General features: G+C 63.9%; 14 protein-coding genes and 1 riboswitch. Of the genes, 12 read left to right on the top strand and 2 right to left on the bottom strand.

The features are described 5' to 3' along the window. Nucleotides 1-519 (bottom strand): molybdopterin-guanine dinucleotide biosynthesis protein B, encoded by a 519-nt coding sequence (gene mobB, locus QM672_RS16160; protein ID WP_311933882.1) that lies wholly within the window; start codon nt 517-519, stop codon nt 1-3. Further along, nucleotides 519-785, bottom strand: coding sequence for a sulfurtransferase TusA family protein (locus QM672_RS16155; protein ID WP_311933184.1), 267 nt, complete (start codon nt 783-785; stop codon nt 519-521). Before QM672_RS16155 ends, mobB begins: the two co-directional genes overlap by 1 nt. A 232-nt stretch (nt 786-1,017) precedes the next feature. Between QM672_RS16155 and mobA the strand changes: the two genes are divergently transcribed. From mobA to fabF, 12 genes are all read left to right on the top strand, one after another. Further along, nucleotides 1,018-1,614: a molybdenum cofactor guanylyltransferase MobA gene (gene mobA, locus QM672_RS16150; RefSeq protein WP_367624304.1), complete on the top strand. Its 597-nt coding sequence runs from the start codon at nt 1,018-1,020 to the stop codon at nt 1,612-1,614. A 226-nt stretch (nt 1,615-1,840) separates the two neighbouring features. Next, nucleotides 1,841-3,586 carry an ABC transporter ATP-binding protein gene (locus tag QM672_RS16145; protein WP_367623914.1) on the top strand — a complete coding sequence of 582 codons (1,746 nt, stop codon included), beginning with the start codon at nt 1,841-1,843 and terminating at the stop codon, nt 3,584-3,586. A 15-nt stretch (nt 3,587-3,601) separates the two neighbouring features. Continuing rightward, complete coding sequence (locus QM672_RS16140; RefSeq protein ID WP_367623913.1) at nt 3,602-4,264, top strand: HAD family hydrolase; 663 nt, start codon at nt 3,602-3,604, stop codon at nt 4,262-4,264. 133 nt (nt 4,265-4,397) lie between these two features. Continuing rightward, a riboswitch (TPP riboswitch) is annotated at nt 4,398-4,510 on the top strand. A gap of 53 nt (nt 4,511-4,563) precedes the next feature. After that, a complete protein-coding gene (gene thiB, locus QM672_RS16135; protein ID WP_311933181.1) occupies nt 4,564-5,577 on the top strand; it encodes a thiamine ABC transporter substrate binding subunit in 1,014 nt (337 codons plus the stop codon). A gap of 210 nt (nt 5,578-5,787) precedes the next feature. Beyond that, nucleotides 5,788-7,344: an ABC transporter permease subunit gene (locus QM672_RS16130; protein WP_415083747.1), complete on the top strand. Its 1,557-nt coding sequence runs from the start codon at nt 5,788-5,790 to the stop codon at nt 7,342-7,344. Beyond that, nucleotides 7,328-7,960: an ATP-binding cassette domain-containing protein gene (locus tag QM672_RS16125; protein WP_415083745.1), complete on the top strand. Its 633-nt coding sequence runs from the start codon at nt 7,328-7,330 to the stop codon at nt 7,958-7,960. Before QM672_RS16130 ends, QM672_RS16125 begins: the two co-directional genes overlap by 17 nt. Nucleotides 7,961-8,151: 191 nt before the next feature. Beyond that, entirely contained in the window at nt 8,152-9,855 is a 1,704-nt protein-coding gene (gene ade, locus QM672_RS16120) for an adenine deaminase (RefSeq protein WP_415083743.1), read from the top strand. 187 nt (nt 9,856-10,042) lie between these two features. Next, nucleotides 10,043-10,639, top strand: coding sequence for an NAD(P)H-dependent oxidoreductase (locus QM672_RS16115; RefSeq protein WP_415083741.1), 597 nt, complete (start codon nt 10,043-10,045; stop codon nt 10,637-10,639). 237 nt (nt 10,640-10,876) lie between these two features. Next, entirely contained in the window at nt 10,877-11,821 is a 945-nt protein-coding gene (gene fabD, locus QM672_RS16110; protein WP_367625635.1) for an ACP S-malonyltransferase, read from the top strand. A 104-nt stretch (nt 11,822-11,925) separates the two neighbouring features. Next, nucleotides 11,926-12,663 carry a 3-oxoacyl-[acyl-carrier-protein] reductase gene (gene fabG / locus QM672_RS16105; protein ID WP_415083739.1) on the top strand — a complete coding sequence of 246 codons (738 nt, stop codon included), beginning with the start codon at nt 11,926-11,928 and terminating at the stop codon, nt 12,661-12,663. A 244-nt stretch (nt 12,664-12,907) separates the two neighbouring features. Then, entirely contained in the window at nt 12,908-13,144 is a 237-nt protein-coding gene (locus QM672_RS16100) for an acyl carrier protein (protein ID WP_068287214.1), read from the top strand. Nucleotides 13,145-13,399: 255 nt separating this feature from the next. Continuing rightward, nucleotides 13,400-14,659 (top strand): beta-ketoacyl-ACP synthase II, encoded by a 1,260-nt coding sequence (gene fabF, locus QM672_RS16095; protein ID WP_415083736.1) that lies wholly within the window; start codon nt 13,400-13,402, stop codon nt 14,657-14,659. Nucleotides 14,660-14,717: the final 58 nt, after the last annotated feature.

Raw genomic sequence — 14,717 nt, 5'->3', positions numbered from 1 at the left:
TCAGAGAGGGGAGACATCTCCCGGTTCGATGGGAACTGCCTCGCGGATCACCCATTCGGCAATCCCGTCGATGTCGTCGAGCGCGAAGCGCGGCATCGGGAAGGGGCCGGGTGCGTCCGTGGCGATGGCGCGAATATAGGGATCGCCGGGATAGATGTAATCCTTGTCGGTCGCCGTGCGATGCACCTCGATCTTCGGATGCGGATCGCTCTTGAAACCCTCGACGATGACGAGGTCGACCGGCGACAATCGCCGCAGGAGTTCGGTGAGGGGGGGCTCGGGAGCGCCACGCAGCTCATGCATCAGGGCGAAGCGATGGGCCGAGGCAACCAGCACTTCCCGGGCACCCGATTCACGGTGGATGTAGGAGTCCTTGCCCGGCTTGTCGACATCGAAGGCGTGGTGGGCGTGCTTGATGGTCGACACCGTGAGGCCGCGCTGGAGCAGGGCCGGAATCAGGGCGGCGATCAAGGTCGTCTTGCCGGCGCCGCTCCAGCCCGACAGGCCCATCAGCCGCATCATGGCGTCGGTCCCTTGCGGATGTGGTGCGCGGTGAAGCCTTGCTCCTCGCTGCGTCCTTCGTAGATGTCCCCGGTCTCGCGCATGAGATTGGGCAGGTCGATCGCAGCCATCGGATCGGTGCATTCGAGGATGAGGCGGTCGCCGGGCGCCAGGCGCGCAAGCTCCTTCTGCGCACGCAGCACGGGCAGTGGGCATTTGAGGCCGCGCAGGTCGATGCGCTGGGCCGGATCGGTCGCCGATGGAGAAGACGGATGAGCGGACATATCACCGCTCTAGCGAGCCGAGGGCCGCCATTCAACCATTGTGCGTCGTCGCGACGCATCTCCGCCCTATCGGGGTTGAAGAAATCCCGGAAAAGTCCCTCTGGGCTTGCTCGACATGCCGTTGGCATGGAACATCCTCAGCGGCGGCACGGCGACCTTCAGCCGCCATCGATCTCGGAAAGGCGAGGCAGTGTCGTTGAACCAGAACGAGCAGAAGACAGGCAACGCCGTCATGGGGCTGATCCTTGCCGGCGGCCTGTCGCGTCGCATGGGCGGCGGCGACAAGGGGCTGTCCTTGCTGGGCGGGCGGACGATCCTCGAGCGCATCGTCATGCGCCTGCGTCCGCAGGTCGGCGCCCTCTTTCTCAATGCCAACGGGGATGCCGGACGATTCGAGGCGCTGGCTCTTCCCATTCTGCCGGACAACGTGCCGGATTTCCCGGGGCCGCTGGCCGGTGTGCTCGCCGGTCTCGACCATGCGGCGCAGGCCGGTTTTGACGACGTGGCGGTGGTACCTTGCGATGCGCCCTTCCTGCCGGCGGATCTGGTGGCCAGGCTGCGGACCGGGACACAGGCAGGAAGGGGCGCCGTCGCAGTCTCCGCCGGCCGGCGCCATCCGACGGCGGCGCTCTGGCCCGTTCATCTGCGTAGTGCCCTGCGGAAGGCTCTGGTCGAGGAGGATCAGCGCCGGGTGGAGGCCATTCTTCGCCGTCACGATTTCGCGGAAGTGACGTGGCCGGCCGAGCCCTTCGATCCCTTCGCCAATGTCAACGATTCCGCCGGAATGGCTGAGGCGGAGGCGCTCCTCGCCCGTTTCCCGGCGGCCTGACTGCGGAAGTCGTCCCATCGCGCGCTAGTGCCGCCATCTGGCCTTAATTCCGCGCCGGTGATAGAAGCGCGGCGATTGCCAGAGCTTTTTGCGACCGACGGGGCATCCCGGGAAACGCAGAGGCGCGTTGAAACCAAGGTCGGAGTGCAGCGGGGGTTTGGCAAGAACCTGCGCTGTTCCAGGAGTTGCCACCATTTCCACAGAGGCTCAGAACACAGTCCGCGCCATGCCGTTGCTGCGGCGCCTGTTCTCCGATGAAGGAAGCAAGCACACCCGCGCCTATGGCGTGGCGATTGCTGCCGGCGCGATCGAAGCGTCCATGGGCGGGCTGGTGGCCTGGCTGATCGGACCGGTCATTCGCGCCATGTGGGACAAGCAGAGCATGGGGCAGATCACAGGCTTTGCCCTGCTGGTCGTCGTGGTCTTCCTGGTTCGCGGCGCGGCTGCCTATACCAAGGACACCGTGCTCGCCCGCATCGGCAACTCCATCATCGCCAGCGTGCAGCAGCGGCTGTTCGATCATGTCGTGAAGCAGGACATGGCCTATTTCACCGCGCGCCATTCCACCGAAATGGTGGCCTCGAATACTTTCGTGGCCAATTCCTCGCGCATCGCCTCCAATCTTCTGGTCACCTCGGTCTCCAACGTGCTGCAGGTCGGTGCACTGATCGCCGTGATGATCATGCGTGATCCGCTATTGGCCTTGTCTGCCCTCGTGGTGATGCCGCCTGCCGTGCTCGGCATCCGCTACATCACCAAGCGGATCCGGCGTGTGGTGAAGCGCCAATATCAGAGCACCGCGCAGATCACCGGAATCATTCAGGAAACCTCGCAAGGGATCCGGGTGGTCAAGTCCTTCGGCATGGAGCAGGCCATGCGGGCCCGCATGGCAGCCGGCGTGGCCGAGGCCCAGGCAGCCGCCAACAAGATGGCGGGGCTCGGCAATCGTTCGGGCCCGATCATGGAGACGATGGCCGGTTTTGCCGTTGCGGCGGTCATCATCTATGGCGGTTGGCGTATCACCGCCGGCCAGCTCACAGTCGACGAGTTGATCTCTTTCCTGTTCGCCTTCCTCACCGCCTATGCGCCGTCCAAGGCACTCGCTCGCGTCAATGTCGACCTGAACGCCGCCGTTGCCGGCGTGAGCATGTTTTACGACATCATCGATCAGCCGGCGCGCGAAGGGGCAGGCGAGAGCAAGAAACCCGCCTTCGTCAACAGAGGTGGCCATATCGCCTTCGATCAGGTGAGCTTCGGCTACAAGCCGGACGAGCCGGTCTTGCAGGATCTCTCCCTGGTCGCCGAGGCCGGCAAGACGACCGCTCTGGTCGGTCCGTCCGGCAGCGGCAAGTCGACCGTGCTCAACCTGATCCTGCGCTTTTATGAGCCGGGCTCCGGCGCGATCGAAATCGACGGGCAGGACATCGCGTCGGTTTCCGTCGCCAGCCTCCGCAGTGCCATGGCCTATGTCGGCCAGGACGTCTTCCTGTTCGCCGGCACCATCCGGGAGAACATCGCCTTTGGCCGGCCGGGTGCCTCCCAGGAGGCGATCGAGGCGGCGGCCAAAGCCGCCTATGCCCATGACTTCATCGTGGATTTCGACCGGGAATACGACACCGAGGTCGGTGAGCGCGGCCTGCAGCTTTCCGGCGGGCAGCGCGCCCGCATCGCGATCGCGCGTGCCATCCTGCGTGATGCCTCGATCATTCTTCTGGACGAGGCCACGGCCGCATTGGACTCGCAATCCGAACAGGCGGTGCAGAATGCCCTCGACGATCTCTGCGCCGGCCGCACCGTCGTGGTAATCGCCCACCGGCTGCAGACCATCCAGGAAGCCGACAAGATCTGCGTGATCGACGGCGGCCGACTGGTGGAGGAGGGCAGCCATGAGGCGCTGCTCGCCAGGGCAGGGCGCTATGCCGCCCTCCATGCCGTGCAGTTCCGCGACGAGCCCCAGCTCCTGCCTCTCTGAAGAAGGTTTTGTTTCGTGAAATCCGTTGCTCTCTTCGATCTCGACGGCACTTTGGTCGATGCCGATCACCTGCATTACGAGGCCTGGCGCGAGATGGTGGCGCCGCACGGGATCGAGCTTTCCCTCGACACCTATGTCTCCGAGATCATGGGCCAGCCCAACAGCCTGCTTGCCAGGAACTTCCTGAAGGATCTCGACGAAGATGCCGCCCTCAAGCTCGTCGACGACAAGGAGGCGATGTTCCGCAGCCTCTTCGTGGGGCTGAAGCCGGCGAAGGGACTGACGGATTTCCTCGACTGGCTGGAGCAGAACGGGGTGCCGGTCGGCGTGGTCACCAATGCACCGCGGGACAATGCAGAGCATCAGCTGGTCAATCTGGGCCTGGTGGAACGCTTTCCGACCGTGGTGATCGGCGCTGAGGTTGCCAATCCCAAGCCCCATCCAGATCCTTACCTTGTCGGCCTGGAGCGCCTGTACGGACGGGCCGCTTCCAGCCTGGCCTTCGAGGATTCGCGCTCGGGCATCACGGCTGGCAAGGCAGCGGGCCTTGCCGTGATCGGTCTTGCCACCAGCATGAGCGAGGAGGCGCTGCTGGCGGCCGGCGTGGAACTGGCGATTCCCGACTATACGGATTCGCGCCTCCGACCTTTCGCCGCAGCTCGGCTCGGTATCGCCTGATCGCAGGCCGGTGACCCAGCTCCGTCATGGCGCGGATGCTGGGTGAGGCCCCAAGTCTTGGCCTGTCGTCGGCAGAGGGCGGCTGCCGCGATGAAACGGACTTTCCCTCGTGCCGGGAAAGCGCTAACACGAGAATTGTCTCATGGGGTGCCCGCAAGGGCTGAGAAGACGATGGCCGCAAGCTACGTCTAACCCATCGAACCTGATCCGGGTCGTGCCGGCGGAGGGATGAGCTTCGAAGCTTTCAGCTTCACCTCAATTTTCTTCACCGCCGTCATCCGTATCGAACCGTTTTCGACATGGAGGACGCTATGCTGAGGAAACTGCTCGCCGCTCTCGCACTGGCCACCGTCGCCACAACGGCCTCGGCCGACGACAAGCCGGTGCTCACCGTCTACACTTATGAGAGCTTCTCCGGCGAATATGGCCCCGGCAAGCCGCTGCAAACCGCCTTCGAGGCCAAGTGCAACTGCAAGCTGACCTATGTCACCGCCGATGACGGTGGTGCCCTCTTCGCCAAGCTCAAGCTCGAAGGGGCCTCGACCAAGGCCGACGTCGTCGTCGGGCTCGACGACAATCTGATGGGAGAGGCGGAGAAATCAGGCCTGTTCGCGCCGCATGGCGTGGCAGCCGAGAAGCTCTCTCTGCCCGAGCCTTGGACCAACAAGACCTTCATTCCCTATGACTGGGGCTATTTCGCCTTCGTCTATGACAGCGACAAGCTCAAGATCCCGCCCGCCAGCCTGAAGGATCTCGTCGACGACAAGAACGGTCCCAAGCTGGTGATCGAGGATCCGCGCACCTCCACGCCAGGCCTTGGCCTGCTCGCATGGATGAAGGCCGTGTATGGCGACAAGGCCTCCGACGCCTGGAAATCCTTGAAGCCCCGCATCGTCACGGTCACTTCGGGCTGGTCGGAAGCCTATGGGCTCTTCCTGAAGGGCGAGGCCGACATGGTGCTCTCCTATTCGACCTCGCCCGCCTACCATATCGGTGCCGAGAAGAAGACCAACTACAAGGCTGCGATGTTCCCGGAAGGCCATCAGACCCAGGTCGAGGTCGCCGGGGTGACGGCGAGTTCAAAGCAGCAGGAACTCGGGCGCCAGTTCCTCACCTTCCTCATCTCCGACGAGGCCCAGGCCGTCCTGCCCGAGACCAATTGGATGTATCCGGCCAGGACGCCCGCTGCCGGCCTGCCGGAGAGCTTCAAGGCCGTTGCCGTGCCCGCCAAGGCCCTGATGGCGGATCCGGCCAAGCTCGCCGAGAACCGCAAGGCCTGGATCGACGAATGGCTGGCCGCCATGGCGAAGTGAGGAAGGGCAGGTGAAGCTCGACGCTGGTCCTTTACCCTCCCCTGGAGGGGGGAGGGTCGACACGAAGTGTCGGGGTAGGGTGGGATGCACTGGCCCTTCCAAATCGTCTTCCCTCGGCCAAAGCTGAAATATTTTGCAAAGAGTCACCCCACCCCGGCCTTTCAGGCCGACCCTCCCCCTCCAGGGGAGGGTAAAGATGCTTCAATCTGAATGCCCGGCCTGATTCTCCTCGGCGGCCTTGCCGCACTCGTGCTCGCCGCGCTCGCCAGCCTGTTTCTCGCGGCTGGCGGCGACGCCTGGCAGGGCAATGTCGGCTATCTCGTCTCGATCGCCGGTTTCACCGTCTATCAGGCGCTGCTCTCCACTCTGCTGTCGCTCTCGTTCGGGGCGCTCGTGGCCTTGGCGCTGGCCCGGCGGCAATTTCCCGGACGTCGGCTGCTGCTGGCCCTGTTCGGCGTTGCAGCGGCTTTGCCCTCGATCGTCGCCGTGTTCGCCTTTGCCGGCATCTACGGTAGGGCCGGCATCGCCAACACCGTGCTGGGCGCCATCGGCCTGCCGGCCATCTCGCTCTACGGGCTCACCGGCATCCTGATGGTGCATGTGTTCTTCAACGGTGCCTTCGCGAGCCGGGTGTTCCTTGCGGCGCTGGAGGCGGTGCCGGGCGAGCATTGGCGGCTGGCAGCCTCGCTCGGCATGCCTCCGGCTACCATCTTTCGCCGCATCGACTGGCCGGTGCTGAGGCGGGACCTGCCGGCGCTCGCGCTCCTGATCTTCATCGCCTGTGCGACGTCCTTCGCCATTCCCCTTACGCTCGGAGGCGGGCCGGGGAGTGCCACGTTCGAGGTTGCAATCTACCAGGCCATCCATTCCGATGCCGATTTTGCCCGGGCCGCGGTGCTGGCCTTGCTGCAGATCGTCGCCATGGCACTGCTGGCGACGCTTGCCGCGCCGTTGCTGGTGCGCCCGCCGGAAGCGGCGAGTGTCGGACGCAGGCTGGAACGGCCCGATCGCGAAGCTGGCTGGTTGCAACTGGCCGATGCACTGGTCATCGGCTTTGCGCTGCTTCTGCTGCTGCCACCCTTGCTGGCGGTCATTCACGCGGGCCGCACGCTGATGGCTGGCATCGATCCGCAGGTGCCCCGGGCCCTCGTGACCAGTCTGGTGGTTGCATTGGCGGCTGCCTTGCTGTCGCTGGCCGCTGCCCTCCTGCTGTCGCGTTCGCGCCTGTCCCTGGCGAAGCAGGGCTGGCCCCGTCTCGCCCGTCTGATGGCCGCCGGGCCCTTGCTCACACTGGCCGCTCCGCCATTGGCTTTCGCGGCGGGTCTCTACGTGATCGCCCGTGCCTTGGGCGCGACCGATTTCGTGGCGATGCCGGCTCTCATCCTGGTCAATGCGATGATGGCTCTGCCTTTCGTGCACCGGCTCGTCGATCCGCCCATGGCTCTGGCTGAGGAGCGGTATGGCCGACTGGCCGACAATCTCGGCCTGACCGGCTGGGCACGGTTGCGTCTGGTCGAGTGGCCTTTGCTGGCCCCCTCGGCGGCGGCCGGTTTCGCCCTTGCCATGGCGCTCTCACTCGGCGATCTCGGCGTGGTGGCCCTGTTCGGCTCGCAGAGCCTGGTGACACTGCCGGCCTTGCTCTACGCCAAGCTCGGCTCCTACCGTGTCGCCGAGGCGGACGGCATTGCCGCGCTGCTTGCCGGTCTCGTGCTCGTGCTGTTCCTGGTGGCTGGGCGGTTTGGAGGCCGGCATGCTCGTCGTGGATAATCTCACCATCATCATCGACGACTGGACCGGGCGCTACGACCTCACGGTTCCGCGCGGTGCGCTAGCGGCCATGGTCGGTCCTTCCGGCGGCGGCAAGTCCACCTTGCTGCACGCCATTGCCGGTTTCGAAAAGCCGGCAAGCGGCAGGCTCAGCTTCGGGGGGATCGATCTCCTGCCGCTGAAGCCGGCTGACAGGCCGGTGGCCATCGTCTTCCAGGACCATAATCTCCTGCCCAATCTCACGGCCCTGCAGAATGCCGGTCTCGCCCTGTCGCCCTCCCTTCGGCTCTCGGCGGCCGATCACCAGGCCATCTCGGCGATGCTCGACCATGTCGATCTGGCCGGCATGGAAGCGCGCCTGCCTTCAGAGCTCTCCGGTGGCCAACGCCAGCGCGTCGCGCTCGCGCGTGCCATGCTGACCACGCGCCCGCTGCTGCTGCTCGACGAGCCGCTGACAGGGCTCGATCCCACCATGCGGGCCGACATGATCGATCTCATCGATACGCTGCGTCGCGAGAAGAACCTGACCGTGCTGATGACCACGCATACGCCCGAAGATGTCGAGGGCAGGGCCGATCAGGTCATCACGGTTGCAGATGGACGGGTCGTGGGCTGAGGCGAGGTAACACGGAGGGGCGATCCCCTCGTGCGACACGTTTCCGAGATGGTCGATCTGCTCCCTCAATTGATGGAACTGCGGAGATCGATCCTCCAGGGTGCCGTGCCTTCGCCGACAAGGAAAAGCGGACTGGAAGTCCGCACCCCAAGGTCTAAGTTGCTCCTTTGCATGCAGAAGGAATCGCCCGGATGGACGCCAGCGAACTCGCCCGATTGATCGCCCAGGGGCGGGGCACCGAGCCGGCGGATCTGGTGATCAAGAATGTGCGCCTCCTCGACCTTGTCAGCGGCGACCTCGCCGAGACCGATATCGCCATCGGCGGAGATCGCATCGTCGGCACCTATGCCAGCTATCGCGGCCGGCGCGAGATCGACGGGCGCGGGCTTGTGGCCGTGCCCGGTTTCATCGACACGCATCTGCATGTCGAATCCTCGCTCGTCACCCCTCCCGAATTCGACCGCTGCGTGCTCCGGCATGGCGTGACCACGGCCATTTGCGATCCGCACGAGATTTCCAACGTGGTCGGGGCCGATGGCATCCGCTATTTTCTGGAGGCGGCCGGTGAGACGGCGCTGGACCTGCGCGTCCAGCTTTCGAGCTGCGTGCCCTCCACCCATCTGGAGACCGCCGGTGCGAGGCTCGAGGCTGCGGATCTCGCACCCTTCAAGAACCACCCCCGCGTGATCGGCCTTGCCGAGTTCATGAATTTCCCGGGCGTGATCAACGCCGATCCTGCCTGCCTCGCCAAGCTTCTGCCGTTCCAGGACGGCCATATCGACGGCCATGCCCCGCTTCTCATCGGCACGGATCTGAATGCCTATCTCACCGCCCGCATTCGTACTGACCATGAGACGACAACGGCCAGGGAGGGCCGGGAAAAGCTTGCCAAGGGCATGACGCTGCTGATCCGGGAAGGCTCCGTTTCCAAGGATCTGCATGCCCTTGCCGAGTTGATCACGGTCAGGAACTCGCCTTATCTCGCCTTCTGCACCGACGATCGCAATCCCCTCGACATTGCCGAGGAGGGCCATCTGGATTTCATGATCCGCACCGCCATCGCCCTCGGCGCCGAGCCGCTGGCGGCCTATCGCACCGCGACCCTGTCGGCGGCCATGGCCTTCGGGCTCAGGGATCGTGGCGTGATCGCGCCCGGCAAGCGGGCCGATATCGTGCTCATCGAGGATCTCGACCATTGTGCCGTGCGCCAGGTGATCAGCGCCGGCCGGCTGGTGGAGGACGGCTTGTTCGAGGGGCGGACCCGCATTGCACCGGTGGGGCTTGGCTCGATGAAGGCTCCCCGCGTTTCGGCGGCCGATTTCCGCGTCAAGGCAGGCGGGCCGACCGGGCCGGTGATGGGTGTGGTGCCCGGCAAGATCATCACCGAGCATCTGAGGTTGAGCCTGCCCTATGAGAGTGGTTATCGGAATATCGACCTCGACCAGGACGTGGTGAAGGTGGCCGTGGTCGAGCGCCATGGCATCAACGGCAATATCGGTCGCGGCTTCGTCAAGGGCTTCGGTTTGAAGCAGGGGGCAATCGCTTCCTCGGTGGGACACGATTCGCACAATATCTGCGTGGTCGGTGCCGATGACGCCGACATGGCGCTGGCGGTCAACCGCCTCGGCGAGATCGGCGGCGGCTTCGTGGTGGCCCAGGATGGCGTCATCCTGGCCGAATTGGCGCTGCCGGTGGCGGGCCTGATGAGCTTGCTGACTTTCGAGGAAGTGCGAGACCACCTGATTCCGCTGCGCGCAGCCGCCAAATCCCTTGGTGTCACCCTGGCCGAACCCTTCCTGCAGGTGGCTTTCCTGCCCTTGCCGGTCATTCCCCATCTCAAGATCACCGACAAGGGCATGGTCGACGTCGATCGCTTCGAATTGATCGCCGCTTGAGTCATGGTCTTGACGGTGCTGCATCAGCATTCTGCAACCACCGCTCATGCAGTATTCCGGACTCAGTTTCCGGCTGAAAACTTTTGTGATTTGAATAAATAAACTCAACTCACAGCGATGCGTCGAGCCGATTTTAGTATAAAAGTACGTTTTTTATCAAAGCGCATTTCGCTTCAGAGTACCTGCGATGAAACTCCTCGTCGTCTATTGCCATCCTTGTTCGGAGAGCTTTGGCGCCTCGATCCGGGACACCGCCCTGCGCGCGCTCGGCAAGGCGGGGCATGAGGTCCGCCTGATCGACCTTTATGCGCAGGGTTTCAATCCGGTGATGAGTGCAGAGGAAAGGCGCGGCTATCACGAACCGGGCAGCAATGAGGCGCCCGTGGCCGAGCATCTGGCGCAATTGCGCTGGTGCGAGGGGCTCATCTTCATTCATCCCACCTGGTGGTATGGACCGCCGGCCATGCTCAAGGGCTGGCTCGAGCGGGTCTGGGTGCCGCACGCCACCTTCACCATGCCCGAAAACGGCAAGGCGATCGGCCCGGTGCTGACACAGATCCGCCTGCTGGGCGTCATCTCCACATTGGGATCGCCCTGGTGGTGGTGGACCTTGTTCATGAAGGCGCCTGGACGCAATATTCTTCTGCGCGGCCTGAAGAGTCTTTGCGCTCCGCGTTGCCGCACGATGTGGCTGGCACTGCACCGTCTCGACGAAACCACCGAAAAGCAGCGCCGCTATTTTCTTGCGAAGGTCGAGAAGAGGCTGGCATCCCTCAAGAATTGAGAAGTGCCGGAAGGCGGTTCCGCAGAATGTTGGGAGGATATTTGACCAATTCTAAACACGCGGTCGGTTGACGCGGATGCGCCCCGGGCGGCGGAATTGCCAGCGAGCTCTGCCGAAAGATCCGCAAAGACCGAGTTTTGCCAAGTTTGTGTAAGATGAACGGGTATTCTCACCCTTCGGACTTGACTCAGGCAGCAGCCTATTGTCTCAACGCGCCGTCTCAAACGGGGTTCTTGCATGAGTATCGCCTTCACGTTTCCCGGCCAGGGAAGCCAAAGCGTGGGGATGGGCAAGGCGCTTGCCGATGCCTTTCCCGTAGCCCGCGCCGTCTTCGACGAGATCGACGCAGCGCTTGGCCAGAAGCTGACGGCCGTGATCTGGGATGGCCCGGACAACGACCTCACGCTCACGGAGAACGCCCAGCCGGCGCTGATGGCCGTCTCCCTGGCAGCCTTCCGCGTGCTGCAGGACGAGGCTGGCCTCGATCTCAAGAAACATGCCAGCTTCGTCGCCGGCCATTCGCTCGGTGAATATTCGGCCCTGGCTGCATCGGGGGCGCTGACGATCGCCGATACGGCCCGCCTGCTGCGCATTCGCGGGCGGGCGATGCAGGCCGCGACGCCCGTGGGGACCGGCGCCATGGCCGCCCTCCTCGGTCTCGACTACGAGCAGGCGGCCGCCGTCGCCGCCGAAGCAGCGCAGGGCGAAGTCTGCCAGGCTGCCAACGACAATGCGCCGGGCCAGGTCGTCATTTCCGGCACCAAGGCAGCGGTCGAGCGGGCGGTGGAGATCGCCAAGGGCAAGGGCGCCAAGCGCGCCATCCTCCTACCGGTTTCGGCTCCCTTCCATTGCGCTCTGATGCAACCGGCTGCCGATGCCATGGCCGAGGCGCTTGAAAAGGTCGCCATCGCAGCGCCGGTCGTGCCACTGGTTGCCAATGTCCTTGCCCAGCCGATCTCGGATCCTTCCGAGATCCGCCGCCGCCTCGTCGAGCAGGTGACGGGAACCGTCCGCTGGCGGGAAAGTGTCGAATATCTTGCCGGGGCCGGTGTCACCAAGCTGGTGGAGGTCGGCTCTGGAAAGGTTCTGAGCGGGTTGGTCAGGCGTATAGCCTCCGGCGTAGAAGCGGTGAGCATTGGTACACCGGACGATGTAGCGGCATTCGCGCCGACACTGCGATGAAAGGGCCCACGGCCACCCGCCCGATAGCGGGTGGTCATTTCGGGTGAGGATAAACAATAAAGGGTGCGCCCGCAGTGGCCGGCAGCACTCGATTGGGGATGACGATGTTCGACCTTACTGGCAAGATAGCCCTGGTGACCGGCGCCACGGGCGGAATCGGAGCGGCCATTGCCGCATCCCTGCATCGGCAGGGCGCCACGGTGGCGCTTTCCGGTACGCGCAAGGCGGTGCTGGAGGAACTGGCGGCCAAGCTGGGCGAGCGTGCCCACGTCTTCGCCTGCGACCTGACCGACAAGGAACAGCTCGGCGCGCTGGTCCCGAGTGTCGAGGGGGCCCTGGGTCAGCTGGACATCCTGGTCAACAATGCCGGCTTTACCCGCGACAATCTGATGCTGCGCATGAAGGATGAGGACTGGGACAGCGTCATCGCCGTCAACCTCTCTGCTGCCTTCCATCTGTCGCGGGCCGCGGTGAAGGGAATGCTGAAGCGCCGTACCGGCCGCATCATCAACATTGCCTCGCTGTCCGGTGTCATCGGCAATCCCGGCCAGACCAACTATGCCGCCTCCAAGGCCGGCCTGGTCGGCATGTCCAAGTCGCTCGCGCATGAGGTTGCGAGCCGCGGAATCACCGTCAATTGCATCGCGCCGGGCTTCATCGAAACGGCGATGACGGATGCCCTCAACGAGAAGCAAATGGAACCGATCCTTGCCGCGATCCCCGTGCATCGGCTCGGTCATGTCGACGAGATTGCGGCGGCAGCCGTTTACCTTGCCTCTTCAGAGGCTGCCTATACCACCGGGCAAACTTTGAATATTAACGGCGGAATGGCAATGATTTGAACGAGTTAGGCGTCAATTCCACAGTGATTTCCACTGGCGGGATGCCCGCTGGCAATGGCATTTGAAGTGTGTTAATCACCGCCGAGGGACATTCCGATGGCCCCTACGAATGTGATTGTCCGGGATAATCGGAGGTCAATCGAAGGATTGGCCCCGGCTCAAGGAACTATCCAAACACCGACCGCCTCACCGGCGGCGGAATAAAGTGCCGGCAGGCAGTCTTGGTTTATCAAAGGAACGAAAAATGAGCGATATCGCAGACCGCGTGAAGAAGATCGTGGTTGAACACCTCGGCGTCGATCCGGACAAGGTCACCGAGAATGCGAGCTTCATCGACGATCTGGGCGCTGACTCGCTCGACACGGTTGAGCTGGTCATGGCTTTCGAGGAAGAGTTCAACTGCGAAATCCCCGACGATGCCGCAGAGACGATTCTGACCGTCGGCGATGCCGTCAAGTTCCTGACCAAGGCTACGGCCTGAGACGATCGGGGAGCGAAAGCTCCCCGATATCCATCCATCGACCGGCCGGGGGACGAGATTGCATCATTGCCGGGAACCCTGGAGTGACAGCAGGCATAGCGGCTGCCAGTTCAGCGTAAAGGCAATGCGTTCGAGGCATTGGAAGGGCAGCCCTCAGGGCGCCTGCCTTTCAATGCCCGCCTTGCGTCAGGCAATTTTGCGATCAAACGGGTTTGAGTAGCCGGGGAGGGCGATTCCCCGGCCTTTGGAGGTTCTATGAGGCGCGTTGTCGTAACAGGTCTCGGCATGGTCAACCCGATGGGTGGCGATGTCGAAACATCGTGGTCCAATCTCCTTGCGAGCAAGAGCGGCATCGTCAAGATCGACCGTTTCGAGACGGAGGATCTCAAGGCGCGCATTGCCGGCCTCATTCCGCATGGCGATGGCAGCAACGGCACCTACAATGCCGATCAGTGGATGGAGCCCAAGGAGCAGCGCAAGGTCGACGACTTCATCGTCTTCGCCATGGCCGCGGCCACCCAGGCGCTCGACGATGCCGGCTGGCATCCCGCCTCACAGAAGGACCAGGAAGAGACCGGCGTCCTGATCGGTTCGGGCATTGGCGGCCTGCAGGGCATCGAGGATGCCGCGATCACGCTTCGCGATCGCGGTCCCGGCCGCATCTCGCCCTTCTTCATTCCCGGCCGCCTGATCAACCTGGCCGGCGGCCAGGTCTCCATTCGTCACGGCCTGAAGGGGCCGAACCACGCGGTGGTCACGGCCTGCTCGACCGGTGCGCATGCCATTGGCGATGCCGCCCGCCTGATCGCGCTCGGCGATGCCGAGGTGATGGTGGCCGGCGGCACCGAATCCCCGGTCTGCCGTCTCGCCCTTGCGGGTTTTGCCGCATGCCGTGCGTTGTCGACCGGCTTCAACGACGAGCCCACACGTGCCTCGCGCCCCTATGACCGCGATCGCGACGGTTTCGTCATGGGCGAGGGCGCCGGCTGCGTGGTGCTCGAAGAGTATGGTCACGCCAAGGCGCGTGGCGCCAAGATCTACGCCGAAGTCATCGGCTATGGCCTCTCCGGCGATGCCTATCACATCACTGCGCCGTCAGAAGACGGCGACGGCGCCTTCCGCAGCATGCAGATGGCAGTGAAGCGGGCAGGTATCTCCGTCGGCGAGATCGACTACATCAACGCCCACGGCACCTCCACCATGGCGGATACGATCGAGCTCGGCGCCGTCCAGCGCCTGCTCGGAAATGCGTCCGCGACGGCCTCGATGTCGTCGACCAAATCGGCGACCGGCCATCTGCTCGGCGCTGCCGGTGCGATCGAAGCGATCTTCTCGATCCTGGCCCTTCGCGACCAGATCGTGCCGCCCACCATCAATCTGGAGAATCCCGAAGTGGAGACGCCGATCGATCTGGTGCCGTTGCAGGCGCGCAGGCGCGAGGTGAATGTGGTGCTCTCCAATTCCTTTGGCTTCGGCGGCACCAACGCCTCCTTGATCCTGCGCAAGGCCGATTGATCCTCTGCCCGAGCAGAGCGCGTTCAGGCGTGAACGTCGATTTGCTCGGGTTCTTTGT

Origin of the sequence: Labrys sp. (in: a-proteobacteria) (assembly GCF_047605565.1) — a bacterium.
Classification (GTDB): domain Bacteria; phylum Pseudomonadota; class Alphaproteobacteria; order Rhizobiales; family Labraceae; genus Labrys; species Labrys neptuniae.
The sequence above is the reverse complement of the archived record's forward strand: the minus strand, read 5'-3'. Positions and strand labels throughout refer to the sequence as shown.